This is a genomic window from Streptomyces sp. RGM 3693 (assembly GCF_050471125.1).
Classification (GTDB): Bacteria; Actinomycetota; Actinomycetes; order Streptomycetales; family Streptomycetaceae; genus Streptomyces.
The window spans coordinates 2,429,096-2,454,848 of the sequence record NZ_JBMPPQ010000001.1; the positions used below are offsets into that span (position 1 = coordinate 2,429,096).

Genomic DNA, 25,753 nt, shown 5'->3' on the forward strand with positions numbered 1-25,753 from the left:
CGGTAGCCACTCCGTGACCCGCAGTGATCACCCGTTCGGAGCACCCTGCCGCGAACCGGATATACCCCGAAATGCGCCAAACTGGCCACCGCTCGCCGTCCGTTCGGGCGGTCATCGAGGAGGTGTGGTGTCCATGGCTGTCTCTATCTCGGTCGTCCTCTTGCTGGTGATCCTCGTCGTGATCTTTCTGCGCAGCGGAAAACTGAAGATCTCGCACGCCGTCGTGTGCGGACTGCTCGGCTTCTATCTGGCGGGCAGCAGCCTCGCCCCGGACATCCACCACGGCCTCGCCAGCGCCGCCGAGGTCGTCAGCAGCGTCCGCCCCTGACCCGGCCCGCCCTCACGTTGAGTAATCACCCCCGGGGCAATTAGGGCTGCACCCGACCCGGCCCACGGGCCCGGGGCCCCGCATCACTCGTCGGAGAAGACCCCCACCGCATTGGCCACCGGTCGCTCCTTGCCGCCCGTGGGGTGGTTGCGTACCTGCGTTTCGCCGTAGCGGTTCTGGGTGACGAACGTCGTGGAGCCGCCGCCGTCCAGGTCGATCGCCTCGTGTGCTCCCAGTCGCGCCATCACTCCGGCCAGCTCCCGGACCGTGAGGCCGGTCTGGTGGTGGCCCTTCTCGCCGTCCAGGGCCATCAGGAGCAGGGTGCGGCCGCGGTGCGCGATTCCGGCGGAGGTCCGCATGGTGACGGCGACGGTGTCCAGGCCGGCCGTGGGGTGCCCGTGGCGCAGTACCGGGAAGCCGCCGACCGCGCAGCGCAGGCGGCCCGGGAGTCGCCCGACGAGGCGGTGGCTGATCCGGACCCGCTCGCCGAGGTGCAGTGCGCGCAGCCGCCGTGCGCCCGCCTCGCGGCCGACCAGCACCACCGACCCGCGTGCGATCACGCCGGCGCCCGGGCGCTCGGCGGTCTCCACCACCCGGCCGTTGCGGATCGTGACCTCGGCGGTGTCGGTGTCACAGCCCGCCCCGCGGTCGGTGTCGGTGCCGCACACCGCCCGCTCGCGGGACGTCCGGCCCCATCGGGCGGTGTACGCGCCGATGCCGTCCTGCGGCAGGGCGTACTGGTTCAGCCCGCGCAGCGGCCAGGAGCCCGAGGCGCTGCGGACGGCGCCGCGGAGGGCCAGTCGGTCCAGCCGCGCCCGGTGGTTGTACCCGATGCCGAGCACGTCCTGGGTGGTCGCGCCGGGCGGCAGGGTCGGGCCGAAGCGCTGGCCGTCCGGCACCGCACCCTTCAGTTCCCGCCCCGATGACACGGCGGGGCCGACCGAGGAGCCGGTGACTTCCACCCCGGGGTGCTGTGCCTCGCTGATGTTGAAGAAGTCGCCGTTGACCGCCCCGACCGCGTCCCGGTCCTCGGCCAGTTCGGACACCGGGGCCCGGGCGGCGACCGCCGCCGGATGGAGCAGGTCCACCGAGACCGCGGGGCGGGAGAGGTCCACGGTCAGCAGATGACCGTGGACGATGCCGCGCGGCAGGTGCAGCCGGAATTCGGCGTAGATCACTCCGGGCGCCAGCCGCACCGGGGACGTGCGGGTGAAGCCGTCGCCCCGCATGACGCCGCCGTCGACCGTGGCACGGCCTTCGACGGCGGCTGCCCGTGCCGCGCCCGCCGCCGTGCCGCCGACCAGGACGCCCCAGGCGACCACGCCCGCCGCCACCGTCCGCTTCCAGCCCAACCGCTGCTTCACGAAAGCCCCCTGACGTTACGTCAACTGTTTCAGGTGGTGGCAGCGCTCACTATGGCCCGCGGATGGCGGGATTCCGAACATCCGCGGAACGGTGCCGTGTCGCCCGGTGGGGCGGCGTGGTGGCCCGGGGCGTCAGGCCCCGGGCCGGTGGAACACCGCGGGCCGCGCCGTCACAGGTCGGTCAGGCTCTCCCAGAAGGCCACCCCGTTGACCAGTTCCATGTAGTGGGCCCAGTCCCAGTACTGCCCGGGGTCGGTGTGGTCGGTGCCCGGCACCTCCACGTGCCCGATGATGTGCTCGCGGTCCTTGGGGATGCCGTAGCGCTCGCAGATGGCGGCGGTCAGCATGGCGGAGTGGGTGTAGAGCGTCTCCGTGAACCACTTCGGGTCGTCGATCCAGCCCTCGTGCTCGATGCCGATGCTGCGGCTGTTGTAGCTCCAGTTGCCGGCGTGCCAGGCGACGTCGCGTTCGCGGACGCACTGGGCGGTGTAGCCGTCCGAGGACCGGACGACGTAGTGCGCGGCGGCCTTGTGCGCGGGGTCCTGGAAGAGCCGCAGGGTGTCCGGGAAGGTCTCCTGCGTCACGTGGATCACGACGGTGTCGATCGGGTACTGCGTCGGGCGTTTGGCGGCCGTGAAGTTGGCGGAGTCGGCCGGGTGCCAGTGGACGGGCGGGTAGCCGTCGGTCCACGCGGACCGCTTGCGCGGTGTCGTGGCGCTGGCCGTGGTGAGGGGGGTGAGGACGGTGGCCGCGGCGAGTGCGGCGGCGCCGGTGAGCAGTCGACGGCGGGCCGGGAAGTGCTGGTCGGGTTCCATGTGAACTCCTGACAAGGACCGAGGGGTGGTCGCGTACATGTCACGCACATGCCGGTGTGTTCATCATGCGCAACAGCGCGCGCCCTGCCAAGGGAATGGCCGTAGTGTCAATGGCTTGACCAAAGACGGCCCACCGCGGGTCAAAAGCGCTCAACGCCCCCTGATCGGCCGGTACGAACGTCACCCGGGTGCCGCGCCGCGCCAGGACCCTGACGGACGGTCGGCACCGCGACGGCACCCGGGTGACGGTGCGTCCGGTCGGTCGCTCAGTGCCCGATCTCGACGTCCTCCAGGACACCCAGCGCGTCGGGCACCAGCACCGCCGCCGAGTAGTAGGCGCTGACCAGGTATTTGATGACGGCCTGGTCGTTGATGCCCATGAACCGCACCGACAGGCCCGGCCGGTACTCGTCCGGGATGCCGGTCTGGTGGAGCCCGACCACGCCCTGGTTCTCCTCGCCGACCCGCAGGGCGAGGATCGAGCTGGTCTGGTCGGGGTTGATCGGGATCTTGTTGCAGGGCAGCAGCGGGATGCCGCGCCAGGCGCGCACCGGCGTTCCCTCGATCTGAGCGGTCGCCGGGTAGATCCCTCGGGCGTTCCACTCCCGCCCGATGGCGGCGATGGTCCGCGGATGCGCCAGCAGGAACTGCGTCTTGCGGCGCCGGGAGATCAGTTCGTCCAGGTCGTCGGGGGTGGGCGGGCCGCTGTGGGTGTGGATGCGCTGCTTGAGGTCGGCGTTGTGCAGCAGGCCGAACTCGCGGTTGTTGACCATCTCGTGCTCCTGGCGCTCGCGCAGCGCCTCCACCGTGAGCCGCAGCTGCTGGTCCAGCTGGTTCATCGGGTCGTTGTAGAGGTCCGCGACCCGCGAGTGGATCTTCAACACGGTCTGCGCGACGCTCAGTTCGTACTCCCGCGGCGCCCGCTGATAGTCCACGAAGGTGCCGGGCAGCGCCGGCTCGCCGACGTGCCCCGCGGCCAGTTCGATGGCCGCCTCGCCGTGCTTGTTCTGCGCCGGGACCAGCGCCGTGCGGAAGCTCTCGATGTGCTCGCGCAGCGTCGCCGAACGGCCCAGCACCTCTTCGTAGTCGCCGCGGGAGAGGGTGAGGACGGTGCCACGGGTGGCCGCCCGGAGGGTGAACTCCCACAGGGCGTCCGGGGCCAGCAGCGCCGCGTCGCCGGCCGCGTCGCCGCCGGCGAGCACCGCGGTCACCGTCTCGTCGCCGTACTTGCCGGTGCCGACCCGTTCGACCTTGCCGTGTGCGATCAGGATGACCTGGTCGGTGGGCGTGCCCTTCTCGGCGAGGACGTCACCGGGGACGACGTCCCGCTGGGCGAACCGCCCGGCCAGCTCCTGGAGGGTGGGGTCGTCGGCGAAGCCGCGCAGCGGCGCCAGTTCGCGCAGCTCCTGCGGGATGACCCGGACCTCGGCGCCCTCGGTGACGAACTCCACCTGGCCGTCACCCAGGGTGTGGGTCAGGCGCCGGTTGACGCGGTAGGTGCCGCCGGAGACCTGCGTCCAGGGCAGGACCCGCAGCAGCCACCGCGAGGAGATGCCCTGCATCTGCGGCGGGGTCTTGGTCGTGGTCGCCAGATTGCGAGCGGCCGCGGTGTCCAGGCTGGACCGGTGCTGCTCGGAGCCGTCGGTCTGCGGGCCGGACGTGGGATCCACGGATGTGGTCATGGCGGGGGGTCACCTGTTCCGATCGGTGCGTGAAGCTTCGTAGGTAAATCGCGGGGAAAGGCGCGGGAAATCAGCCGAGAAGCGGGTGGAGCGGGCACGCTGCCGGTCCGCGCGGCGCGGCAGTCGCTGTCCGGAGGCTTTCCGCTCAGTGTCCGATTTCCACGTCTTCCAGGATTCCCAGGGCATCGGGGACGAGAACAGCCGCCGAATAGTAGGCGCTGACGAGGTAGTTCATGACGGCCTTGTCGTCGATTCCCATGAAACGCACCGAAAGGCTCGGCTCGTATTCGTCGGGAATTCCGCTGCGGTGCAGCCCCACCACGCCCTGCTTGTCCTCGCCGGTGCGCAGCAACAGCACCGAGCTGGTGCCCTCCTTCGTCACCGGGATCTTGTTGCACGGGAAGATCGGCACCCCGCGCCAGGACGGCAGTGAGTGGCCCATGAAGTCCACCGCGTCCGGGTAGAGCCCGCGGGCGCTGCACTCCCGGCCGATCGCGGCGATCGCCTTGGGGTGGGCCAGCAGGAAGCCCGGGTCCTTCCACACCGTCGCGAGGAGGTCGTCCAGGTCGTCGGGGGTGGGCGGGCCGTTGCGGGTGTGGATGCGCTGCTTGAGGTCGGCGTTGTGCAGCAGGCCGAACTCGCGGTTGTTGACCATCTCGTGCTCCTGGCGCTCGCGCAGCGCCTGCACCGTGAGCTTCAGCTGTTCCTCGACCTGGTTCATCGGGTCGCTGTAGAGGTCGCCGACCCGGGTGTGGGTGCGCAGGACGGTCTGCGCGACGCTGAGTTCGTACTCCCGCGGCGTCCGCTCGTAGTCGACGAACGTGCTGGCCAGGGCCGGTTCGCCGTGGTGGCCGGAGGCGAGGGCGATCGCGGATTCGCCGCTGGCGTTGGTCGGCCGTGCGGAGTGGTGGCCGTCGGACGAGAGGTGGTCGCGCAGGGCCGGCGAGCGGCCGATGACCTCCTGGGCGTCCTGGCGCGCCAGGGCCATCACCGTCACCCGGGTCACCGCCCGGTAGCTGAACTCCCACTGTCCGTCGGCGCTGTTCAGTACGGCGTCGCCGAGGTGGTCGCCGCCGGCGAGCGCTTCGAGGACGGTCTCGTCGCCGTATTTGCCGGTGCCGATCCGGTCGACCCGGCCGTGTGCGATCAGTACCACCCGGTCGTGCGGGGCGCCGACCTGGGCGATCAACTCGCCGGGCGCGTACTCGTGTTGAGTAAACCTTTCGCCGAGTGCGGTGAGCACGTCGACGTCGGTGAACTCCCACAGCGCGGGGAGTTCGCGCAGCTCTTCGGGGATGATCGCGACCGAGGTGCCGTCGATGTCGAAGTCGATCCGCCCGTCGCCGACGGTGTACGCCAGCCGCCGGTTGACACGGTACGTACCGGCCGAGACCTGTACCCAGGGCAGCAGCCGCAGCAGCCAGCGGGACGTGATGCCCTGCATCTGCGGCGCGGTCTTGGTGGTCGTCGCCAGATTCCGCGCAGCGGAGGTACTCAGGCTGGAATTCTGGCTCTCTTCGGCGTTTCCGGTCAGCGTTTCGCCGGCAATCGTCACCATGTCACCTATCTCGTGGAGGCTGCGGCGTGGAACGCCGGGCAGGACTCGACGAGGGCCCCGGCAGCTCGCCGCCGCCTCGAAGATAGTGGCGCTCTTTTTATGCACACAATCGCTCGATTGGGTGGCATGGAATTATCTTTCCATGGAAAGAGTTTAGGTTTTTCGGTACTGGGAAAAGTGTGCCGGGGTGATGATCACGGACGGGAGGTCAGTCGCCCAACAGCGCTGCTCCGTCGGTCAGCGTCGCCGCCAGACGGTCCCAGGCGTCGCCGTCCCGCTCCCGCGCCGGGTACTCCGCGCCGCGGGCCGTCCCCCAACGGCGCGCCACCGCCGCCGGATCCTCGCCCAGCAGCAGCCCGGCCGCTTGTGCCGCCGCCCCGAGCGCGACCAGTTCGTCCGCCTCGGGCACCACCACCGGGCGCCCCGACAGGCGCCGCACGGTCTCCCGCCAGGCGTGGCCCCGGGCCCCGCCGCCGATCAGCAGCAGCGGCGCGCCGGGCGCGGTGTCCACCCCCGGCAGGTGGTCCAGCGCCCGCAGCAGCGCGAACACCGCGCCGTCGTAGGCGGCCTGGAGTAGCTGGCCGGCGGTGGTGTCGTGACGCAGCCCGTGCAGCAGGCCCGTGGCGTGCGGGAGGTTCGGCGTCCGCTCGCCGTCCAGGAACGGCAGTAGTACGGCGCTGCCGCCCGGTTCGACGGCCTCCCGGTCGCGGCCGAGCAGCGCCGCCACCCGGTCCACCGCGAGCGTGCAGTTGAGCGTGCAGGCCAGCGGCAGCCAGTCGCCGCGGGCGTCGGCGAAGCCGGCGACGGTGCCGGTCGGGTCGGCGGGCCGACGGGTGGTCACCGCGTACGCCGTGCCGGAGGTGCCCAGGCTCAGCACCGGCTGCCCGGGGCGCAGGCCGAGCCCGAGCGCCGCCGCCATGTTGTCGCCCGTCCCGGCGGCCACCAACGCGCCGTGGGGGAGAGGGAGTTCATCGGTCCGCACGGTGCCCGCCGCCTCGCCGGGGAGCGCCACCCGCGGCAGCATCGTCGGGGCGAGTCCGACCCGGTCCAGGACTTGCGTGTCGTAGGCGCCGGTGGCCGTCGCCCACCAGCCGGTGCCCGAGGCGTCGCCGCGGTCGGTCACCGCCTGGCCGGTCAAGCGCTGGACGAGGTAGTCGTGCGGCAGCCGGACGGCGGTGGTGGCGGCCGCCGCGGCCGGCTCGTGGGTACGCAGCCAGGCCCACTTGGCGACCGTGAACGCCGGGCCCGGCACGCTTCCGATCCGCTCCGCCCACACCTTTGGGCCGCCGCCCTCCGCGATCAGCCGCGCGCTCTCCCGGGCCGGCCGGACGTCGTTCCACAGCAGCGCCGGACGGACCGGCTCACCGGCCGCGTCCAGGGTCACCAGGCCGTGCTGCTGCCCGGCGACGGAGACCGCGGACGCCTGCCGGGCGGCCGGCCCGCACTGGGCCAGTGCCTCGCCCAGCGCCTGCCACCACTGCCGGGGATCGCTCTCCTTGCCCGCCCCGCCGCTGACCGTGTGCGGTGCCTGACCACGGGCCAGCACCTCGCCGGTCTCGGCGTCCACGACCAGCGTCTTGGTGGACTGCGTCGAGCTGTCCACTCCGACGACCAGGGGTCCGGCCGACTGTGCGCCCATCGAGCACTCTCCCTCGGCGGCCGGTTCGTCCAGGCCCTGACCCCGGGGCTCCCGGCCGCTCAGGGCCCCGGTGCGCTGCCGCATAGTAATCCGCGCGCCGCGGGGCCCGGGCGGCCTGTGGACGACACGCGCGGCGCGCGCCGGCCGGAGCGGTCAGCCGTCGAACAGCTTGCGGAGGAACCGGATCTCCGCGGTCCGCTGCGCGCCCCCGCCGCTCTCATGGGCGTTGAACCGCCACACCTCCAGCTGCTTGTCGCCCGCGTAGTGGTGGTAGGCGGCGAACCCGGTGGACGGCGGGACGATCTCGTCGCGCAGGGCGGTGCCGAAGAGCGCCGGGGCCGTGGCGCGGACCGCGAAGTTCAGACCGTCGAAGTGGTCGAGGGTGTGCAGCGCGGTGTCGATGTGGTCGCGCTGGCCCGCGAAGTAGCGGGCGAGTTCGCCGTACGGTCCCTGGTCGGTGACGTCCAGGGCGCGCCGGATGTGAGTCAGGAACGGCACGTCGATCAGTGCGCCCGCCAGGCCGGGGACCAGGCCCGCCACGGCCAGTGCGAGGGCGCCGCCCTGGCTGCCGCCGGCGACCACGATCCGTTCGGCGTCCACCGCGGGGTGTCCGTGGGCGACTTCGACGGCCCGTACGGCGTCGGTGATCAGCCGCCGGTAGTAGTAGGTGTCGGGGTCGAGCAGGCCCTGGGTCAGCTTGCCCGGTACGCCCGGGTGTGCGACGCCCTCGGGGTCGGGGGTGTCGCCGGGCCGGTTGGGGCCGCTCTGACCGCGGGTGTCCATGACCAGCGTGGCGTAGCCGGCGGACGGCCACAGCAGCCAGTCGTGCGGCAGCATCCGGCCGCCGCCGTACCCGAGGTACTGCACCACGCACGGCAGGGGGGCGGAGGCCGTCCGCGGGCGCAGGAACCAGCCGCGGATCCGGTGCCCGCCGAAACCGGCGAACTCCACGTCGGCGGTGTGCAGTTGGGTCAGACCGGTGTCGGCCGCGGTGAAGCGGGGAGTGAGGGCGTGGGTCCGGGCCTCGTCGAGGGTCCGGCGCCAGAAGGCGTCGAAGCCGGGCGGCTCGGGCAGGGGAGGGCGGTAGCGGCGGAGTTCGTCCAGGGGAAGGTCGGTGAACATGGCGCACCTCCGGGCAGTGAGGCGTACACGTCGGGCACGTTAGGGTCTGTCCGGGCGATCAGGACCGGGAGCCGTCCGTCCGGTGCCGCGGGTCGCCAACGGTGCCCACCGGGGCTGAAGGTCTCGCCCCGGATCGGTCCGGATCGGTCACCGCGTCCTCGACTCCCACCAAAGAAGCGATATTTCCGCCATGAGCTTTCCCCCGCCCCCGCCGTCCAACCAACCGCCGCACCAGCCGCCCCCGGGTACGCCGGGCGGCTTCGGCCCGCCGGGCGGCGGTTACGGGCCCGGCGGGCCGCAGCCGGGGCCGGGCGGCTACGGGCCGTCGGCGCCACCGGCCGGGCAGTCGCCCGCCGGGCCGTACGGTCCGTCCGCCGGCGGCTTCGGGCCGCCCGGGCCCGGCGGTCCGGGCGGCCCGCCCGGCGGTTGGCAGCCGCCGCCCACCCCGCCCTCCGGCGGCGGCAACGGCACCACCATCGCGCTGATCATCGGCGCCGGCGTGCTGGCCGTGGCGCTCGTCATCGGCTGCGTCATATGGGCCAACAGCGGTGACGGCGGCGGCAACCAGGCCCGACCGCCCGCCGGCACCACGGTCAGCCCCACGCCGGCGGCCTCCGACTCCGGCCCGCCGTCCCCGTCCGGCTCGCCCGCCGCGACCCCCACCGGCCCGGAGAGCACCGCGTCCTCGTCCACCGGCCGTACCGTCGCCTTCTACACGCTGAAGACCGGTGACTGCTACGACATCCCGCCGGGCGGGAACGGCGGCAACAACACGTCGGCCTCCTGCACCGGCCCGCACGACGCCGAGGTCGTCTTCGTCTACACCCTGCCGCCCAGCCTGGCCTCCGAGGCCGAGATCAAGGACCGGGCGGCCGCACTGTGCGCCTCCGAACTCCAGTACAAGGCGTCCAAGCAGCCCGCCGGGACGGCCGAGGGCACCTACGTGCAGTTCCCCAGCGCCAGCGGCTACAAGATGGGCATCAAGTCAGCGGTGTGCAGCCTGACCGGCAACCGCAGCGGTACCAAGAAGCTCACCAAGCCGCTGCTCTGAGCCGGACCGGCCACCAGGCAGCGGTGTAGGGGCGGGACGGTGTGGGTCATGTCATGTCAGGTCAGGTCAGCGGCTCGGCGGCTCGGCGGCCGGCCCGGTGCCGTCGGTCCCGCCCGTCCCGTCGGTCCCGCCCGCCCCGTCCACCTCGGTCGCCGCAGGGTCCAGCACGCGCGACAGGAACGCCCGGGTCCGCTCGTGTCGGGGAGCGCCCACCACCTGATCCGGGGCGCCCTCCTCGACGATCAGCCCGCCGTCCATGAAGACCACCCGGTCGGCGACCTCCCTGGCGAAGCCCATCTCGTGTGTGACGACCAACATGGTCATCCCGTCCCGCGCCAGCGACCGCATGACCGCCAGTACATCGCCGACCAGTTCCGGGTCGAGTGCGGAGGTCGGTTCGTCGAAGAGCATCAGCTGCGGATCCATCGCCAGTGCGCGGGCGATGGCCACCCGTTGCTGCTGCCCGCCCGACAGCTGCGCCGGAAAGGCGGCCGCCTTGTCGCCCAGGCCGACCCGGGCCAGCTGGTCGCGGGCGATCCGCTCGGCCACTGCCCGGTCGCGGCGCAGCACCCGGCGCTGAGCGATCGTCAGATTCTCCAGTGCGGTCAGGTGGGGGAAGAGGTTGAAGGACTGGAACACCATGCCGATCCGGCGCCGCACCCGGTCGATGTCCACGTCCGGGTCGGTGACCTCGGTGCCGGCGACCGTGATCCGGCCGGCGGTCGGCTCCTCCAGCAGGTTCACACAGCGCAGCAGCGTCGACTTCCCGGAACCCGACGGCCCGATCACGCACACCACCTCGCCGCGCGCCACCGAGAAGTCGATCCCGCGCAGCACCTCCAGCGCACCGAACGCCTTGTGCAGCCCACGCACCTCGATGGCGTTGTCGTCCCCGCCGTCAGTCATCCCGCCCCCTGCCCGTCGCTCACCCGGTCGTTCCGCCACCCGCCCGCGCGGCCCCTCACCGGGCCCTCGCCGTACGGGCCTCCAGCCGCCGGACCACCTGGCCCAGCGGAAGGGTGATCACCAGGTACAGCAGCCCCGCGACCAGCACCGGGGTGAGGCTCTTGTGTTCGTTCAGCGCGTCCCGCCCGAAGTTGGCCAGCTCGAACTGGGAGAGCGAGAGCCCCAGCAGGTACACCAGCGAGGAGTCCTTCGTCAGCAGGATCAGTTCATTGGTGAGCGGTGGCAGGACGATCCGGAACGCCTGCGGAATGACGATCGAGACCATCGCCCGGCCCTGTGACATGCCCAGTGAACGCGCCGCCTCCGTCTGTCCCTTGGGCACCGCCTGGATGCCGGCCCGGACGGTCTCCGCCATGTAGGCCGCGCCCACCAGTCCCAACGACAGCATCACCGTGACGCCCTGGTCCAGCGCGACCTGGAACGCCAGCGGCACCCCGAAGCCGAGCGCGATGAACACCAGCAGGGCGGGGATCCCGCGGAAGAACTCGATGTAGGTCACCGCGATCCAGCGGTACGGCGGCACCGACGACAGCCGCATCAGCGCGAGCACCAGCCCGAGCGCGAGCCCGAAGCCGAATCCGAGCAGGGTGTACCGCACCGTGTTGACGAGCGCGGTGGTGACGATGTCGGGGAACAGCGCCCGCGCGACGGAGACGTCGAAGAACGCCGACCCCAGCCGGCGCCAGTCCGCGGCCAGGGCGAGGACCCCCACCGCGGCGACCAGCACGCCGTACTGCGCCCCGCGGACCAGCCGTGCCCGGCGTCGCCTCGACGGGTGCCGGGGCATCAGCCGAACCACTTCCGGTGGATCCGGTCGTAACTGCCGTCCTTCTTGGCCCGCGCGATGACCTTATTGATGCGTTCCCGCAGCGCGTCGTTCCCCTTCCGGACGCCGAATCCGTAGTGCTCGCCGGTGTCGAACTCGGCCGCCACCCGGGTGTCCTGGTTGTGCTTCACGTAGTCGAAGAGCACCCCGTTGTCGTTGATCCCGGCGTCGACCTGGCCGGACCTCACGGCCGTCAGCAGCAGTCCGACGTCCTCGAACTCGACCAGTTCGACGCCCTTTCCGTGCGCCTTGGCGTAGAGCGCGCCGGTCGTGGCCTTCTGGTAGCCGAGCTTCTTGCCCCGTAGGTCCTCGATCTTCTTGACCGGGGTGCCGCGCTTCACCAGCAGCGCCTGGGTGGCGTTGAAATACGGGTCGGAGAAGTCCATGACCTTGGCCCGGGCCGGCGTGATGGTCATGCCCGCCGCGGCCACATCGCAGGTGCGGATGGCGAAGTCCTGCCCGGTCTCGATGCCTTCGAAGGGGGTGTTGATGATCTGCTGGGTGACGCCGAGGTCCTTGGCCACCAGGTCCACCAGGTCCACGTCGAACCCGACGACCTTGCCGTCGCGCGTCACCTGGAAGGGGGCGTAGGGGAGGTGGGTGCAGGTCAGGAGCGCTCCGGGGCGGACCAGTTCCGGGCCCTGGCCCGGGCCGGCGGGCGCGGTGCTGGTGCATCCCGCCAGGAGGGCGGTGGCCGCGACGACGGCGGCCAGAGGGGGCAACGCGGAGCGAGCGGTCACAGGGCCTCCAGGAGTGCCGTGACGGTCAACCGGGCCGGGGGTGCCGTGAGTTGGCCTGCATCCTGCCATCGGCCGAGGGTTCTGTCGCCGGTGCGTCCGTTGCGGCTGGGTAACGTCGGCCCGCTGTGTTGCCGGGCGGTCCCGGAGGACGGCGGTCGGCTCAGCGCAGGGCCCAGAGCCAGCCGAGCGGAGTGAGGCCCAAACTCCGGGCAGCGAGGCTGTCCAGGGGCGCCGGCCGCCCGCCGACCGTTTTTCCGCGACCCGGTCAGCGGCCCAGCGTCGCCGCCAGCTCGGCGATGGCGTCCGGGCCCACCCGGCAGCAGCCGCCGATCAGTCGGGCGCCGGCCGCGACCCAGCCGGCCACCCGGTCCGCGCGGAACGCCGGACTGCCGCGCCAGGCCCGGGCCGTGGCGTCCCAGCTCTCCCCGCTGTTGGGATAGACCACCACCGGTTTGCCGGTGACCCGGGCCGCGATCTCCACCGCCCGGTCGGCGTCGTCCGGTGCGCAGCAGTTCACCCCGACCGCGATCACCTCGTCCGCGTCCGCCGCCCCGGCGAACGCCTCGGCCAGCGGCTGCCCGGCGCGGGTCCGGTCGCCGGCGACGCTGTACGACAGGTAGGCCGGGACGCCGAGGCCGCGGACCGCCCGCAGCAGCGCCTGCGCCTCGTCCGCGTCGGGCACCGTCTCCAGGGCCAGCACGTCGGGTCGGGCGGCGGCCAGCGCCTCCAGGCGCGGCCGGTGGAAGCGCTCCAGTGCGTCGACGGACAGGCCGTACCGGCCGCGGTATTCGGAGCCGTCCGCCAGCATCGCCCCGTAGGGCCCCACCGACGCGGCGACGTAGAGCGGCCCGGTGACCCCGCCCGCCTGGGCCCGCGCGGCGGCCTCGCGGGCCAGTGCGACGCTGCGGCGCAGCAGCCCGGCGGCCTCCTCCGGGCCGGTGCCGCGCCGCGCGAAGCCCTCGAACGTGGCCTGGTAGCTGGCGGTGAGGGCAACCTGGGCGCCGGCTTCGTAGTACGCCAGGTGGGCCCGCAGTACGGCGTCGGGTTCCTCGGCGAGCAGCCGGGCCGACCACAGTGCGTCGCTCAGGTCGTGGCCGTCGGCCTCCAGTTGGTTGGACAGCCCGCCGTCGAGGACGACCGGTCCCGCAGCGAGCGCCTCCGCGAGCGGCGGCGACGGTGGCTGGGGCGATGGGCCGGTCATGGGGACAACCTTTCTCAGGGTCGGTCTTCGGGCCGGACCGCCTGGATGTCCAGCTCGACCCGGATGGTAGCGCCGATCGCGGCGATCCCCCTGGCCAGCATCTTGCGCCAGTCCAAGGTGAAGTCCTCGCGGTGCAGTTCGGTGACGGCCTGGCACGCGGTGCGGGTCTCGCCCGCGATACCGGTGCCGATGCCCAGGTAGCGGGTGTCCAGTTGGATGGTGCGGCTGACGCCGTGCAGGTGGAGCACGCCCTGCACCGCCCATCGGCCGCCCCCCTTGTGGACGAACCGTTCGCCGGCGAACTGGAGGTGGGGGAAGCGGGCCACGTCCAGGAATTCCGCCGACCGCAGATGGTCGTCCCGCATCCGTACGCCGGTGTCGATGCTCGCCGCGTCGATGGTGACCTCGACCCGGGAGTCCTCCATCCGTTCGCCGATCCACAGCCCGCCCTCGAAGCGGTTGAACCGGCCGTGGATCTCGGCCAGTCCGATGTGTCGGGCGGTGAAGCGGATGGCGCTGTGGTCGGCGTCGAGCTGCCACTGGCCGGCGTCGGGCAGCGGCAGCGCCGGCGCCAGTTCCAGGGTGACCGGGCGGGGCGCGGTCCGCTCGCCCGCCACCACCTCAGCCTCGAAGCGGGCCGGCCGGAAGCCGTCGGAGGTCACCGCGAGCCGGTAACCGCCGGGCGGCAGCGTCACGGTCAGCCGGCCGTTGGGGTCGGTCCGGCCGGCCGTCGCCTCCCGGCCGGCGGAGTCCCTGACCGAGATCCCCACCCCGGCCATCGGGAGTCCGACGGGATCGTTGACGCACAGGTCCAGCGCACCCGCCCCGCGGGGGAGGAACGGCTGGGTGTGGTGCGGCGTGCGGTCGCGCAGGCGGTGGAGGAAGGCGAGCGGCATGGCAGGACGGGGCCCCATCGGTCGGATCGGTCGAACAGCGGGCAGCCGGCGTGCGGGGACGCAGGCTGTCGCGGGCAGGCGCAAGCGGACGGCGCCGCGGAATGAATCGCACGAAAAGGGTGCGGATTCGGTTCCATCCTGTCATTGGTGGCGACCCGAAACGGCCATCACTGTCAAGGTCTGACCAAAGGTGATGTTTCTCGCACCACGGGGGGATTCCCCCTAGAAGCACCCCTCCGATACGTCCGCCGCGAGGCCGGCCAGCGCCGCCGCGGGATCCTCCGCGGCCGGGCCGGCCGGCGCCCACCGGCCGCCCTCCTTGCTGAACGGCCACCAGCGGCCGTCGCGCCCGAAGCGCAGCTGGATGTCCCCGCCGACGACCGTCCAGCGATTGCCGGCGGCCCGGAACCGCGGCCGGGACGCCTCGTCCTCCCAGGCGGCCGCCAGCCGGTCCCGCACACGGGACAGCACCTCGGGCGCCGGCGTCCACTCCTCCTCCAGAGCCGCCAGCCCGGCCGCACCGCCCACCTGCCAGGCCCGCACGGCCAGCGCCAGGCCCCGCGCATCACGCCCCGAACCGTCCGCCAGCCGCGCCGCGACGGCCGCCCCGGGCCCGGCGGTCGCCAGCCGCACCGCGTCCTGGGAGGGCGTCAGCGCGGGCGCCGGCGGACGGTCGGCGTGCCCCGGGGAGAGCGCCTCCGTCAGCAACCGCTGAGCGCGCGCCGCCGCGTCCTGGACCAGGAACTCCAGTGCGTCCGCCGCCACTCCGGGAGCCGGCGGGGCACCACCGCCGAGCGCCGGCGCCGGGCCGGGGGTGGCGACCGGCGGCGGTGACGGTGGCAGCGGCGGCAGGATGTCCCGCGCCGCGTACGCCTCGGCCGCCGGGACACCCGCCGCGTCCCGGTCCGCTGAACCGGCCGGGCCCGCCGCCTCGGCACGGGACGCGCTGCGCCGCTGGAGCTCGTCCAGCAGCTCCTCCTCGCCCCGCCCGCGCAACAGCAGCAGTACGAACGGGTCCTGGTCCAGCAGCCGCGCCACCTGGTAGCACAGCGCCGCCGAATGCGCGCAGTGGTCCCACGCCTCGCAGGCGCACTCCGGTTCCAGGTCCCCGATGCCCGGCAGGAGTTCGACGCCGGCCGCCGCCGCGTCCTCCACCAGGACCGGCGGCATGTCGCGGTCCAACAGGGCCGCGAGGTGCCCGGCCCGGTCCGCGATGACGTCCAGCAACCGGTCCCAGTCCGCCGCGGTCAACTGCTGGAGCAGGACGTCCGAACGGTGCCGGGTGCGGTCGCGATCCTGAACGACGGCGGTGATCCGGCCGGGGCGCACGGAGACCGCACCGACCGCCCCGGCGCGGGCGTGCCGACGGCCCGACTTCACCTGCGCCCCGTCCAACGCGGTGTCCTCCAGCGCCTTGAGCCACGCCTGTCCCCACCAGGTCTGCGCGAACCCCCGGCCGTGCGCCACCGGCAGCGCGGCGAACGTCCGCTCCGGCCCCGCCCCACCGGTCCCGCGCCCGTACACCGCGTCCCCGCCCGCCATGCCCTCGTCCGCCATATCCCCGCCTGCCATGCCCTCGTCCGTCCTGTCCCCGTATACCGGGCCGTCCGTCCGCCCGCCCGTCCTGCTCACCGCTCGCTCCCGCGCAGCGCGACCAGGTCCGCCAGCTCGGCGTCGGTGAGTTCGGTCAGCGCCGCCTCACCGGAACCCAGCACCGCGTCCGCCAACTGCTGCTTACGGGAGAGCAGCGCGGCGATCCGATCCTCGACCGTGCCCTCCGTGACCATCCGGTGGACCTGCACCGGCTGGGTCTGCCCGATGCGGTAGGCCCGGTCGGTGGCCTGGGCCTCGACCGCCGGGTTCCACCAACGGTCGAAGTGCACGACATGTGCCGCCCTGGTGAGGTTCAGGCCGGTGCCCGCCGCCTTCAAGGACAGCAGGAACACCGGCACCGCCCCGTCCTGGAAGCGCCGCACCATCTCCTCCCGTTGAGCCACCGACGTCCCGCCGTGCAGCAGTTGGGCCGACACCCCGCGCGCCGCCAGGTGCTCCGCCAGCAGCCGCGCCATCTGCACGTACTGGGTGAACACCAGGACGCTCGCACCCTCGGTGAGGATGGTGTCCAGTAGTTCGTCGAGCAGTTCGGCCTTCCCCGACCGGCCGGCGAACCGCGCGGTCCCGGTGTCCGGCCCGCCGGGCGGCTCCTTGAGGTAGTGCGCGGGGTGGTTGCAGATCTGCTTGAGCGAGGTCAGCAGCTTGACCACCAGGCCCCGCCGCGCGAGCCCGTCCGCCCCGGCGATCTCGCCGAGCCCCTCGCGTACCACCGCCTCGTACAGCCCGACCTGTTCCGCGGTGAGCGCCACCGCCCGGTCGGTCTCCGTCTTGGGCGGCAGCTCGGGCGCGATCCCCGGGTCGGACTTGCGCCGGCGCAGCAGGAACGGCCGCACCAACCGGGCCAGTCGCTGCGCCGCCGCGGCCGCCTCGGGGGACCCCGCAGCGTCGCCCTCGATGGCCTGTGCGTGCCGCCGGCGGAACCGGCCCAGCGGTCCCAACAGCCCCGGCGTCGTCCAGTCCAGGATCGCCCACAGCTCGGACAGGTTGTTCTCCACGGGCGTCCCGGTCAGCGCCACCCGGGCCTTGGCCGGGAGGGTGCGCAGCGCCCGGGCGGTGGCCGAGAAGGGATTCTTGACGTGCTGCGCCTCGTCGGCCACGACCAGCCCCCAGCCGGCCTCCGCCAGTCTGCCGGTGTCCAGCCGCATCGTCCCGTAGGTGGTGAGGACGAATTCCCCGTCGGCGAGGTCCGTCAGGCTGCGCCGCCCGGCGTGGAAGCGGCGCACCGGCGTCCCCGGTGCGAACTTCTCGATCTCCCGCTGCCAGTTGCCCATGAGGGAGGTGGGGCAGACGACGAGCGTGGGCCCGGCCGACTCCGGATCGGCCTGCCGGTGCAGGTGCAGGGCGATCAGGGTGATGGTCTTGCCCAGGCCCATGTCGTCGGCCAGACAGCCGCCGAGACCGAGTGAGGTCATCTGGTGGAGCCATCCCAGGCCGCGCACTTGGTAGTCGCGCAGGGTGGCGGCGAGCCCGGGGGGCTGCCCGACGGCCGGGCCCTTCGCGCGTTCCGGGTCCGCCAGCCGGTCGCGCAGGTGGGCGAGCCAGCCGGACGCCTGGACCGCCACCCGGTGGCCGTCCTCGTCCTCGGTGCTGCCGGTCAGCGCGGCGCCCAGTGCGTCGAGCGGGGTGACCGTGCGGTCCTTGCGGTCCCGGGCGGCGCGCACCGCCTCCGGGTCCACCAGGACCCATCGGCCGTGCAGCCGCACCAGCGGGCGCCGGGCCTCGGCGAGCCGGTCCAGCTCCGCCCGGTCGATCTCCTGGTCGCCGAGGGCGAACCGCCAGCTGAACGAGAGCAGCGCGTCCGCGGAGACCAACGACGGCATCCCGCCGGACCCGGGCCCGCTCCCGAACGCGGCGGCGTCCGGCCCGCCCGGCGGGCCCACCACGGCGCGCATGGTCAGCGTCCGGGCCAACTCCTGCGGCCAGTGGACCCGGACCCCGGCGACGGCCAGGGCAGCGGACGCCGGGCCCAGCAGCTCGGCGACCTCCTCGTCCGCCAACTCCAGTGCGTCGGGCACCGCCGCGGACAGCAGCGGCGTCAGCGGCGCCCAGGCGGCGGCCGCCCGGCGCAGCGTCAACAGGGCCTCGGTCCGCGCCCGCGGCCCGAACGTCTGCCCCGCCGGTGCCGTACCCGCCCACACCTCGCCGGCGTCCGCGACGACCGTGGGGTCGGTCGCACTGTGGACCTGGACGACGGCGGTGAACGTGACGGCCGGGGAAGTGGCGGGTCCCGGGTCCGCACCGGCCACGGCCGGCCGCCGCCGGCCCGTCCGTGCGCTTCCCGGCCGCTCCGGGCCCGTCGGCCGTTCAGGGCCCGTCGGCCGTTCCGGATCCGGCTCCGCCGCTTCCGGTCGTGGTGGCCGCGCGTCCGGCGCCGCCGTTGGCGCCAGGTCCGCCCCGTGCACCTCCACCCGCAGTGAGATCCGCACCCCCGCGTCGTGTCCGGCGGCGACCTCCGCGGCCCAGGCACGCTGCTCCGGGACGTGCTGCGGGGCGGACGCGGCGAAGGCCGGTCCGCCGGCCGCCAGTTCAGCCGCGGGCGTACGCGGCAGCCCGTCGGCGACCGCGTCCAGGAACGCCCGTACCTGGCGCTCGGGGTCCGGCAGCCGCACCGGGGCGGTGCCGGGCAGCGGGGTGGCGTGGGCGTACGGCGGCATCGCGGCGGCCAGGTCCCGCAGCCGCGCCATGTCGTCCGGGTCGAGCGGGCCGGCCCGCCAGGCGTCGTGGTCGGTGGGGCTGAGGCCGGGCAGCAGTCGGCCGCGGGCCGCGACCTGGAGTGCCAGGAGAGCGGCCGCGCCCCAGAAGGCCGCCGCCGGATGGGCGTGCCGGCCGGCGCGTAGCCGGGTGAGGACGGGGAGCGCGGCGGCGACCGGCAGGACCAGGGCCGGCACGGCACACACGGCGATGCCGTCGCCACCGTCCGCCGCGTCGTCGTCCTCCGGTCCGGTGGGGACGGCGACGGTCAGTTGCTCCAGTGCCGGCGTGCCGTGGACGGCGGTGTCCAGGACGGGTTGGCCGTCCGGGCGCCAGAAGGCGATCCGCCCGAACCGGGGCGGATCCGACGGCACGAAGAGCGCCGCGCAGCGGGACGGGTCGGCGAGCGGAACGGGCGTGACCGCGGGGAGGGAAGCCACTGGGTCGCGTACTCCTCAAATTTGACTACTGGAGCGTGGAGCGCCCGAGGGTACAGCACGATCCGCCCCGTCAGGGAACCTCCGGAGCCGAACCGGCGTTCAATGGAATACGACAGAGCGCGGCGCGCGCCGCGGAAAGGGCGTGAAGGATGTCCACACAGGCGAAGGTCGCGATCGGCGGCGTCGCGGTGGGAGTGCTCCTGCTGTGGCTGCTGCCCTTCTGGGCGGCCGTCTTGGTCATGGTCGGGATCCCGGCCGTCGCGTATCTGACGCTCGACCCCTCCCAGCGGCGCCGGCTGCGCCGGGCCGGCCGCAAGGAGCTCGGCCGCTGAGCCGGCGGACCCGGCCGGTTGCCTCGCCCCTCAGGAGCGGCCCGGCCGGCCGCGGCCGTCAGACGGGGCGGGCCGCCAGTCCGTCCAACGACGCCAGCAGCCCCGGGAGTTCGGGCCCCCGTCCCACCGGGTGCACCTGCCCAGGCTCGTCGTCCAGCAGGACGAACGCGATGTCGTCGGTGCGGGCCACCATGCTCCACCCGGGCCCGTCGACCCGCAGTGTACGGGCCTCGCCCGCGGCGAACGACGACCGCACCCGGCCGGGCGGCGGCGGATCGACGACATAGCCGCGGGCCTCCGCCAACACCCGCCGTACGCCCTGGTGCCGCTCCTCCCCGGGCTCCGCGAAGGTGACCTCCTCGTCCTCCACCTGGGCCCGCCACGACGCCCACTGGAGCGCTATCTCGTCCGCGCCCAGCCGCCGCTGGGCCGGCCCCCAGTCCCCGGCGTCCGGCGGCGCCAACGGCGCGCGGTCGCCCTCCTGCGGCTCCGGGTCGTGCGGCTGCGGCACCCCGGGAGCCGACACCGCGAGGGCCAGCGGCCACCCGGGCAGCGCCACGACGATGCTGTCCTCACCGGGCGACAGGTCGTACTCCATGCCGCAGTCCCAGGCCGCGATCGCACAGGCCACTAGCGACACGTCCTCGGTGACCACGGTCCAGCGCGCGCCGGTGCCGTCCTGGCCGAGGACCAGCCCGTAGCCCTCCGCATACGGTTCGAGGCCGAGTCCCGCGCACACCTCGGGGTAATCGTCGCCGAGCACGCTCGGGAACTGCGCGGGCGTCAGCAGCACCGCCGTCAACACGAACAGCTGATCGCCCAACTGGTCATGGTCGGCGCTCTCGGTCGTCGGCACGCCGGGCCTCCTTGCATTGCGGTCCGCACTTTCGCCGCGCACCCTAATTGGCCAGGTGCGACCTTGTCACCAGCCGTACGCTGCGGTGATGCGATTGCGCGGGGCGGTGGCGGCTCGCCGGGCCGCGGCCCGTCAGGGCAGCGGCAGCCCGAGGAGGTCGTGGGCGACCTCCCGAGGCGACTGCTCGCGCTCCCGCGCCAGTGCGAGCACCGCCCGGCAGGCGAGTTCATGGATGCCGAAGGCCAGCGCCTCGGGCGACACCCACTCCGCCGCCTGCGCGCCCCGCTCCTCGTCGCCCTCGGCGTCCGCCGCCACGTAGCAGGCCGCCGCCTCGAAGAGATTGTGCGGACGCTCCGCCGCCGGGCGTCCGCCACGGTGGAGCACCGTGCGACGTGCGGCCCCGGTGCGTCTGCCGGGGTGGAGCACCCCGGCCAGGTCGCGTATGAATCCGGTCATTCCGACCTCCGGCCCCTCGTCCGTCACCCTCGTAGGAGTGTGCCCGCAGCCCGTAGTGTGGGAACTTCGGCGAACGAAGGGACGGACAACAGGTGCGGCGCTATGACTGGTTGAAGGAGATCCGGCGGCTCGATCCGGAGCGCGACTTCATACGGATCTACCGCATCACCTACGCCCACGAATTCCCCTGGGACATCACCAGGGCACTGGAACTGGCGCTCTACCGCACCTACGCCGTGCCGAGCATCGGACGGCTGCTCGCCGAGACCGCCGAGCTGACGGATCGTACGCAGAAGCGCTACGACGACACCGCCCTCCTCCTGGACACCGTCCTGGAGCACGGCTTCGACGGCGCCGAAGGGCGGACCGCGATCCGCCGCATCAACCACATGCACCGCAGCTACGACATCAGCAACGACGACATGCGCTACGTCCTGTGCACGTTCGTGGTGCTGCCGATCCGCTGGATCGAACGGTACGGCTGGCGGCGGCTGAGCGAACACGAGAAGCGCGCCATCGCCGCGTACTACCGCACCCTGGGCCGCCACCTGGGGATCAGCGACCTCCCGCGGACCCACCAGGAGTTCACCCGCTGCCTGGACGCCTACGAGGAGGAGCACTTCGGCTGGGACCCCGGCGCCCGGCGGGTGGCCGACGCCTCCCTGGACCTGATGGCGGGCTGGTACGGCCCGCTCGCCCCGGTGGTGCGCGGCGCGAGCCTGGCCCTCCTGGACGACGCACTGCTGGACGCCTTCCGCTACGACCGGCCCCGGCCCGCCGTGCGGACGGCGGTGCACACCGCCCTGAAGCTGCGCGCCAAGGCCGTGCGGCTGCTCCCGCCGCGCCGTGCTCCCCACTACGCCCGGCAGAACCCGGAGATCAAGGGCTACCCCGGCGGCTACCAGGTCGCCGAGCTCGGGACCTTCCCCACGTCCCGGCGACTGGGCAGCTGCCCCGTGCAGGCGGTGGGCAGCGACGCTCCGCCCCAGGAGGACCCGGCGGCCTCTTGACGCGGGGCGGTCCGCCGGGGGGACGCCGAGGGCGCCTCACCCCTGGCGGACCGCCAGCGCCAGGTAGCGGGTGTCCTCGTCGACGTACCGGATGAGCTCCCAGCCGCTGCCGGCCAGGAGGGGACGCAGGTTGGGTTCGGCCCGGAGGTCGCCAGGGGTGAGCGGATGCCCCTTGCGCGCGGCGAGGGCCGCCCGCCCCACGGGGTGGAAGAGCGCGAGCCGGCCGCCGGGGCGCACCACCCTGGCGAGTTCGGCCAGCCCGGCCGCGGAGTCGGCCAAGTGGGAAACGAGCCCGGCGGCGAACACGGCGTCCAGCGCGGCGGACGGGAGCGGGAGCCGGGTCACGTCGGCGAGCAGCAGGCCCGCGCAGGCGTCGCGTCCGGCCCGTACGGCGGCCGCCAGCATCTCCGGGGTGAGGTCGGCACCCAGCACCGTCCCGCGCGCTCCCACGGCCGTTCTGAGGGCCGGGAGGGCACGGCCGGTGCCGCAGCCGGCGTCCAGTACCCACTGGCCCTCCCGCAGGCCCAGCGCGGCCACGCCGGCGGCGTAGGCGGGCCCGTCGTCGGGGAACTTGGCGTCCCAGCCGGCGGCGCGGGCGCCGAAGAACGCGCGGACCTCGTGCGGACGGCTGGTCTGGGGGCCGCTCATCGGTCTCCTTCAGGTGTGGTGGGACGGCGGTCGAGCGAGGCGGTGACGGCATACAGGACGCCCGCGACGAGCAGGGCGGCCACCACCCCGAGGTTCATGGTGCCCAGCGTGCCGTGCGCGGCGGCGTCGGTGAGCAGGAAGCCCACGACCCGGGCGAGGTTGGGGTCGGCGGATGTGATCAGGCCGAGCCCGACGGCGGTGGCCACGGTGAGCGAGAGGACCGCGGGCCACCTGACGGCGGGCACCACGGACGGCCCGGCACCGGAACGGCGGTCGCGCCACCGCGCCACCAGGAAGACCGCGGTCCACCCGGCCATCGCCACTCCGACGACCGACAGGAACGCCTGGAACGTGGCGAAGAAACTGGGCGAGACGAACAGCACGTACCAGCCGCCGACGGCCATCAGCACCCCGTCGACCAGCACCGCGAGGTGCCGGCGGACGGGCATGCCGAGGGCCAGCAGCGCCATCCCCGAGCTGTAGATGTCCATGATCGCCCCGGCGGCGAACCCCCCGATGGCGGTGAGCAGATACGGCACCAGGAACCAGGTCGGCAGCGCCGCCGCCAGCGCGCCCACGGGGTCGGCGGCGGCCATGGCGGCCAACTTCGGGTCGCCGGCGTTCAGCAGCACCCCGAAGACCAGCAGCACCACGGGGGCCAGCACCCCGCCCAGCGTCGTCCAACCGGTGATCGCCCGGCCGCTGCTGTTGCGGGGCAGGTAACGACTGTAGTCCGCCGCGCAGTTGACCCACCCCAGCCCCAGGAGGGTCATCGCGAACACCACGCCCGCGATGGCCGTCCCCAGACCGCCCGGCCGGCCTGCCACGAGGGCGGAGGGATGGATCTGGCCGGCCACCAACACCAGGTAGGCCGCGGTCATCACCGTGATGGCGGCGGTCAGGTACTTCTGCACCTTCATGATCAGCGCGTGCCCGTAGACGCCCACGACCACCACCGACACGGCGGTCACCGCGAAGCACAGGGCCTGCGCCCCGGTGGTCGGCGTCCGCCCGTCGGCCCGGGCGAAGGCCGCCGGCGCGACGCGCGCCAGGATCGCGGCGCCGCCCAGGGAGGAGAGCGCGACCAGCACGGTCTCCCAGCCGACGTTGGAGACGTAACTGAACACGGTGGGCAGCTTGTTGCCCTGCCGCCCGAACGCGGCCCGCCCGATGGCCATCGTGGGTGCCCCGGTCCGCGCCCCGGCCACCGACACCAGGCCGACCAGCACGAACGACAACACGTAGCCGATCGTCCCGGTGACCACCGCCTGCCAGGCATTGAGGCCGAGACCCATGACGTAGATCCCGTAGGCGAGGCACAGCAGTGACAGCCCGGAGCCGGCCCACGGCCAGAACAGGGAGCGGGGCGTGCCGTGCCGCTCGACGTCCGGCACCGGATCGATGCCGTTGCGCTCCACGGCCGTGGCCGAGGGGGACGCCGCAGCGGACGCGGTGCGCCGCTCCGGTGACTGCGCTGCCTGCTGCTGCGTCATGCGCACATGATCCCCCATGGCCGGCGCACTCGGGGAAGCCCCCAGGGGACAGAATCGGCGGCCGGACGTGGCCGGAAAGCACCTCATGTCCCGATGCCGTGGCGGCTTTTCCCAATTCGAGGAAATCCCGATCAGCGGACGGTACGGTCCTCGCCATGGATTTCCGGACGGCACCCGGTGCCGCCGCCGGCCCCATCGTTGTGCCCTGGATCCGCACACCCGCGCCACGCGGGACCTCGCACCCTGGAGGAGACGGCCCATGAACGCCGTACAAGGGACCCCGGAGGACCGAGTCCCCGGCCCTGCCCCCGATGTGGCCCTGAAGATCTTAGTCTCGGGTGGTTTCGGGGTGGGCAAGACGACCCTGGTGGGCGCGGTCAGCGAGATCCGCCCGCTGCGCACCGAGGAGCGGCTCAGTGAGGTGGGCCATGCGGTCGACGACACCGGGAAGGTGGCGGAGAAGACCACCACCACGGTGGCGATGGACTTCGGCCGCATCACCATCCGGTCGGGACTCTCCCTGTACCTCTTCGGCACCCCGGGCCAGGACCGCTTCTGGTTCCTGTGGGACGACCTCTCGGAGGGCGCACTGGGCGCCGTGGTGCTGGCCGACACCCGACGGCTGCCGGACTGCTTTCCGGCCATCGACTACTTCGAGCGCCGCGCCCTCCCGTTCGTGGTGGCGGTCAACTGCTTCCCGGGGGCCGGGTCCTACGGGGCCGACGAGGTCTCCCGCGCCCTGGACCTGGACCGCGGCACGCCCGTAGTGCTCTGTGACGCCCGGGACCGCGACTCGGGCAAGCAGGTGCTGGTCCGGCTGGTCGAGCACGCCGGGCGGAGGCACTCCACCCGGCAGCTGGACTCGGTGGGCTGACCGGCCCGTGGGGGCGGGCGCCCGACGTCCTTCGGCACGGAACGCCGAAGGGGCCGCGCCGCCCGCCCCTCAGTCCGCGAGCGCGGCGACCGCGACCGCCTTGTCGATGCGGACCCGCACCAGCAGCTCGCCGGGCACGCCGTTGCGGGCGCCGTACTCCTCCGCACGGTCCTCGCCCATGTAGCGGGCCGAGATCCTGGTAGCCCAGTGCCGGACGTCCGACAGCTCCTCGCTGAGTTGCGCCGTGCCCTGTACGACCACGAACGAGAACGGCGGCCGCTCGTCGTCGACGCACAGTGCCACCCTGCCGTCGCGGGCCAGATTGCGGCCCTTGACCGTGTCCCTGCCGGTGTTGAACACCAGCTCGTCGCCGTCCATTAGGAACCACACCGGGGCGATGTGCGGGCTGCCGTCGGCCCGCACGGTCGACAATTTTCCGGTTCGGGTGCCGTCGGAAAGGAACGCCGACCACTCGTCCTTCGTCATTGTGTGTGCCATGTCGCCCATCCTCGCCGCCGGCACACACCGGAGGTATGGCTCGCCGGGGTGCGGAGCCGCTTGCCGAGACGGCGGAGGTGGGACAGGCTGGCACGGCGGCTCGCCGACGGGCTGCGAACTACCGTCCGGGCACACCTGCGGACGGGGATACGGGGAGGAAAGGGCATGGCACTGAGCAGCGGACTCGACTGGCTGCTGGACGACCTGACCAAGCGGGTGGAGCAGGTACGGCACGCCTTGGTGCTGTCCAACGACGGACTGGTCACCGGCGCGAGCCAGGGGCTGGAGCGGGAGGACGCCGAACATCTCGCGGCGGTCGCCTCCGGACTGCACAGCCTCGCGAAGGGGTCGGGGCTCCACTTCCGGGTCGGGCGGGTGCGTCAGACCATGGTCGAGTTCGACGACGGGGTGTTGTTCGTGACGGCGGCCGGGGACGGCAGCTGCCTGTGCGTGCTGGCCGGTGCCGACTCCGACATGGGCCAGATCGCTTACGAGATGACGTTGTTGGTCAACCGCGTCGGGGAACACCTGGGCGTCGCGGTCCGCCGGCCGGAGAGTTATCCACAGGTCTGAGGCGAGCGTTGACGCACTGTCACCGCCCGCGGCATGGTCGTAACCATCAGTGATCGACGACCGAGTCGCAGGGGGAAGCA

General features: G+C 73.2%; 24 protein-coding genes. 6 read left to right on the forward strand and 18 right to left on the reverse strand.

Features of this window, described 5'->3' with window-relative positions; all coding sequences use genetic code 11:
- Window positions 1-133 precede the first annotated feature (133 nt).
- Window positions 134-328 carry a hypothetical protein gene (locus ACO0M4_RS10395; RefSeq protein ID WP_430369544.1) on the forward strand — a complete coding sequence of 65 codons (195 nt, stop codon included), beginning with the start codon at window positions 134-136 and terminating at the stop codon, window positions 326-328.
- 83 nt (window positions 329-411) lie between these two features.
- On the opposite strand, the gene ACO0M4_RS10400 is transcribed toward ACO0M4_RS10395, so the two are convergent.
- The 6 genes from ACO0M4_RS10400 to ACO0M4_RS10425 all read right to left on the reverse strand — a co-directional run bounded on the left by ACO0M4_RS10400 (window position 412) and on the right by ACO0M4_RS10425 (window position 8,508).
- Window positions 412-1,692: a phosphodiester glycosidase family protein gene (locus tag ACO0M4_RS10400; RefSeq protein ID WP_430369545.1), complete on the reverse strand. Its 1,281-nt coding sequence runs from the start codon at window positions 1,690-1,692 to the stop codon at window positions 412-414.
- A 170-nt stretch (window positions 1,693-1,862) separates the two neighbouring features.
- Window positions 1,863-2,507 (reverse strand): N-acetylmuramoyl-L-alanine amidase, encoded by a 645-nt coding sequence (locus ACO0M4_RS10405; RefSeq protein ID WP_430369547.1) that lies wholly within the window; start codon window positions 2,505-2,507, stop codon window positions 1,863-1,865.
- 266 nt (window positions 2,508-2,773) lie between these two features.
- Window positions 2,774-4,189 (reverse strand): family 2B encapsulin nanocompartment shell protein, encoded by a 1,416-nt coding sequence (locus ACO0M4_RS10410; protein ID WP_430369549.1) that lies wholly within the window; start codon window positions 4,187-4,189, stop codon window positions 2,774-2,776.
- Window positions 4,190-4,334: 145 nt separating this feature from the next.
- Window positions 4,335-5,747: a family 2B encapsulin nanocompartment shell protein gene (locus tag ACO0M4_RS10415; protein WP_430369550.1), complete on the reverse strand. Its 1,413-nt coding sequence runs from the start codon at window positions 5,745-5,747 to the stop codon at window positions 4,335-4,337.
- Window positions 5,748-5,955: 208 nt separating this feature from the next.
- The gene (gene xylB, locus ACO0M4_RS10420) at window positions 5,956-7,386 is read right to left on the reverse strand and encodes a xylulokinase (RefSeq protein WP_430369551.1); all 1,431 of its coding nucleotides are present in this window, start codon (window positions 7,384-7,386) and stop codon (window positions 5,956-5,958) included.
- Between the two features lie 153 nt (window positions 7,387-7,539).
- Window positions 7,540-8,508, reverse strand: a complete 969-nt coding sequence (locus ACO0M4_RS10425) for an acetylxylan esterase (RefSeq protein ID WP_430369553.1) — start codon at window positions 8,506-8,508, stop codon at window positions 7,540-7,542.
- A 190-nt stretch (window positions 8,509-8,698) separates the two neighbouring features.
- On the opposite strand from ACO0M4_RS10425, the gene ACO0M4_RS10430 reads away from it, so the two are divergent.
- Window positions 8,699-9,559 (forward strand): hypothetical protein, encoded by an 861-nt coding sequence (locus ACO0M4_RS10430; protein ID WP_430369554.1) that lies wholly within the window; start codon window positions 8,699-8,701, stop codon window positions 9,557-9,559.
- A 66-nt stretch (window positions 9,560-9,625) separates the two neighbouring features.
- Here ACO0M4_RS10430 and ACO0M4_RS10435 read toward each other — a convergent pair whose 3' ends face one another.
- The 7 genes from ACO0M4_RS10435 to ACO0M4_RS10465 all read right to left on the reverse strand — a co-directional run bounded on the left by ACO0M4_RS10435 (window position 9,626) and on the right by ACO0M4_RS10465 (window position 18,933).
- Window positions 9,626-10,465 (reverse strand): amino acid ABC transporter ATP-binding protein, encoded by an 840-nt coding sequence (locus ACO0M4_RS10435; protein ID WP_430369555.1) that lies wholly within the window; start codon window positions 10,463-10,465, stop codon window positions 9,626-9,628.
- Between the two features lie 55 nt (window positions 10,466-10,520).
- Complete coding sequence (locus ACO0M4_RS10440) at window positions 10,521-11,312, reverse strand: amino acid ABC transporter permease (protein WP_430369556.1); 792 nt, start codon at window positions 11,310-11,312, stop codon at window positions 10,521-10,523.
- The gene (locus tag ACO0M4_RS10445; RefSeq protein WP_430369558.1) at window positions 11,312-12,091 is read right to left on the reverse strand and encodes a basic amino acid ABC transporter substrate-binding protein; all 780 of its coding nucleotides are present in this window, start codon (window positions 12,089-12,091) and stop codon (window positions 11,312-11,314) included. Before ACO0M4_RS10445 ends, ACO0M4_RS10440 begins: the two co-directional genes overlap by 1 nt.
- A 265-nt stretch (window positions 12,092-12,356) precedes the next feature.
- The gene (gene mmuM, locus ACO0M4_RS10450) at window positions 12,357-13,292 is read right to left on the reverse strand and encodes a homocysteine S-methyltransferase (protein WP_430369559.1); all 936 of its coding nucleotides are present in this window, start codon (window positions 13,290-13,292) and stop codon (window positions 12,357-12,359) included.
- Window positions 13,293-13,306: 14 nt separating this feature from the next.
- A complete protein-coding gene (locus ACO0M4_RS10455; RefSeq protein ID WP_430369560.1) occupies window positions 13,307-14,188 on the reverse strand; it encodes a YceI family protein in 882 nt (293 codons plus the stop codon).
- Between the two features lie 222 nt (window positions 14,189-14,410).
- Window positions 14,411-15,760, reverse strand: coding sequence for an SWF or SNF family helicase (locus ACO0M4_RS10460; RefSeq protein WP_430369561.1), 1,350 nt, complete (start codon window positions 15,758-15,760; stop codon window positions 14,411-14,413).
- Between the two features lie 56 nt (window positions 15,761-15,816).
- The gene (locus tag ACO0M4_RS10465; RefSeq protein WP_430369562.1) at window positions 15,817-18,933 is read right to left on the reverse strand and encodes an SNF2-related protein; all 3,117 of its coding nucleotides are present in this window, start codon (window positions 18,931-18,933) and stop codon (window positions 15,817-15,819) included.
- Between the two features lie 149 nt (window positions 18,934-19,082).
- Here ACO0M4_RS10465 and ACO0M4_RS10470 point away from each other — a divergent pair, with 149 nt between their 5' ends.
- A complete protein-coding gene (locus ACO0M4_RS10470) occupies window positions 19,083-19,265 on the forward strand; it encodes a hypothetical protein (protein WP_430369563.1) in 183 nt (60 codons plus the stop codon).
- A 58-nt stretch (window positions 19,266-19,323) separates the two neighbouring features.
- Here ACO0M4_RS10470 and ACO0M4_RS10475 read toward each other — a convergent pair whose 3' ends face one another.
- Together ACO0M4_RS10475 and ACO0M4_RS10480 are read right to left on the reverse strand one after the other, a co-directional pair.
- Window positions 19,324-20,121 carry a hypothetical protein gene (locus ACO0M4_RS10475; RefSeq protein ID WP_430369564.1) on the reverse strand — a complete coding sequence of 266 codons (798 nt, stop codon included), beginning with the start codon at window positions 20,119-20,121 and terminating at the stop codon, window positions 19,324-19,326.
- Between the two features lie 132 nt (window positions 20,122-20,253).
- A complete protein-coding gene (locus ACO0M4_RS10480; protein ID WP_430369565.1) occupies window positions 20,254-20,577 on the reverse strand; it encodes a hypothetical protein in 324 nt (107 codons plus the stop codon).
- Window positions 20,578-20,669: 92 nt separating this feature from the next.
- Here ACO0M4_RS10480 and ACO0M4_RS10485 point away from each other — a divergent pair, with 92 nt between their 5' ends.
- Window positions 20,670-21,587 (forward strand): oxygenase MpaB family protein, encoded by a 918-nt coding sequence (locus ACO0M4_RS10485; protein ID WP_430369566.1) that lies wholly within the window; start codon window positions 20,670-20,672, stop codon window positions 21,585-21,587.
- Window positions 21,588-21,623: 36 nt separating this feature from the next.
- On the opposite strand, the gene ACO0M4_RS10490 is transcribed toward ACO0M4_RS10485, so the two are convergent.
- Both ACO0M4_RS10490 and ACO0M4_RS10495 read right to left on the reverse strand, forming a co-directional pair.
- Complete coding sequence (locus tag ACO0M4_RS10490) at window positions 21,624-22,235, reverse strand: class I SAM-dependent methyltransferase (RefSeq protein ID WP_430369567.1); 612 nt, start codon at window positions 22,233-22,235, stop codon at window positions 21,624-21,626.
- Window positions 22,232-23,728 carry a purine-cytosine permease family protein gene (locus ACO0M4_RS10495; RefSeq protein ID WP_430369568.1) on the reverse strand — a complete coding sequence of 499 codons (1,497 nt, stop codon included), beginning with the start codon at window positions 23,726-23,728 and terminating at the stop codon, window positions 22,232-22,234. The genes ACO0M4_RS10490 and ACO0M4_RS10495 overlap by 4 nt, the downstream gene beginning before the upstream one ends.
- A gap of 259 nt (window positions 23,729-23,987) precedes the next feature.
- On the opposite strand from ACO0M4_RS10495, the gene ACO0M4_RS10500 reads away from it, so the two are divergent.
- Window positions 23,988-24,602 (forward strand): GTP-binding protein, encoded by a 615-nt coding sequence (locus ACO0M4_RS10500; RefSeq protein ID WP_430369569.1) that lies wholly within the window; start codon window positions 23,988-23,990, stop codon window positions 24,600-24,602.
- Between the two features lie 69 nt (window positions 24,603-24,671).
- Here the strand turns inward: ACO0M4_RS10500 and ACO0M4_RS10505 are convergent, their stop codons facing one another.
- A complete protein-coding gene (locus ACO0M4_RS10505; RefSeq protein ID WP_430369570.1) occupies window positions 24,672-25,100 on the reverse strand; it encodes a PPOX class F420-dependent oxidoreductase in 429 nt (142 codons plus the stop codon).
- Window positions 25,101-25,265: 165 nt separating this feature from the next.
- On the opposite strand from ACO0M4_RS10505, the gene ACO0M4_RS10510 reads away from it, so the two are divergent.
- Complete coding sequence (locus ACO0M4_RS10510; protein WP_430369571.1) at window positions 25,266-25,673, forward strand: roadblock/LC7 domain-containing protein; 408 nt, start codon at window positions 25,266-25,268, stop codon at window positions 25,671-25,673.
- Window positions 25,674-25,753 lie beyond the last annotated feature (80 nt).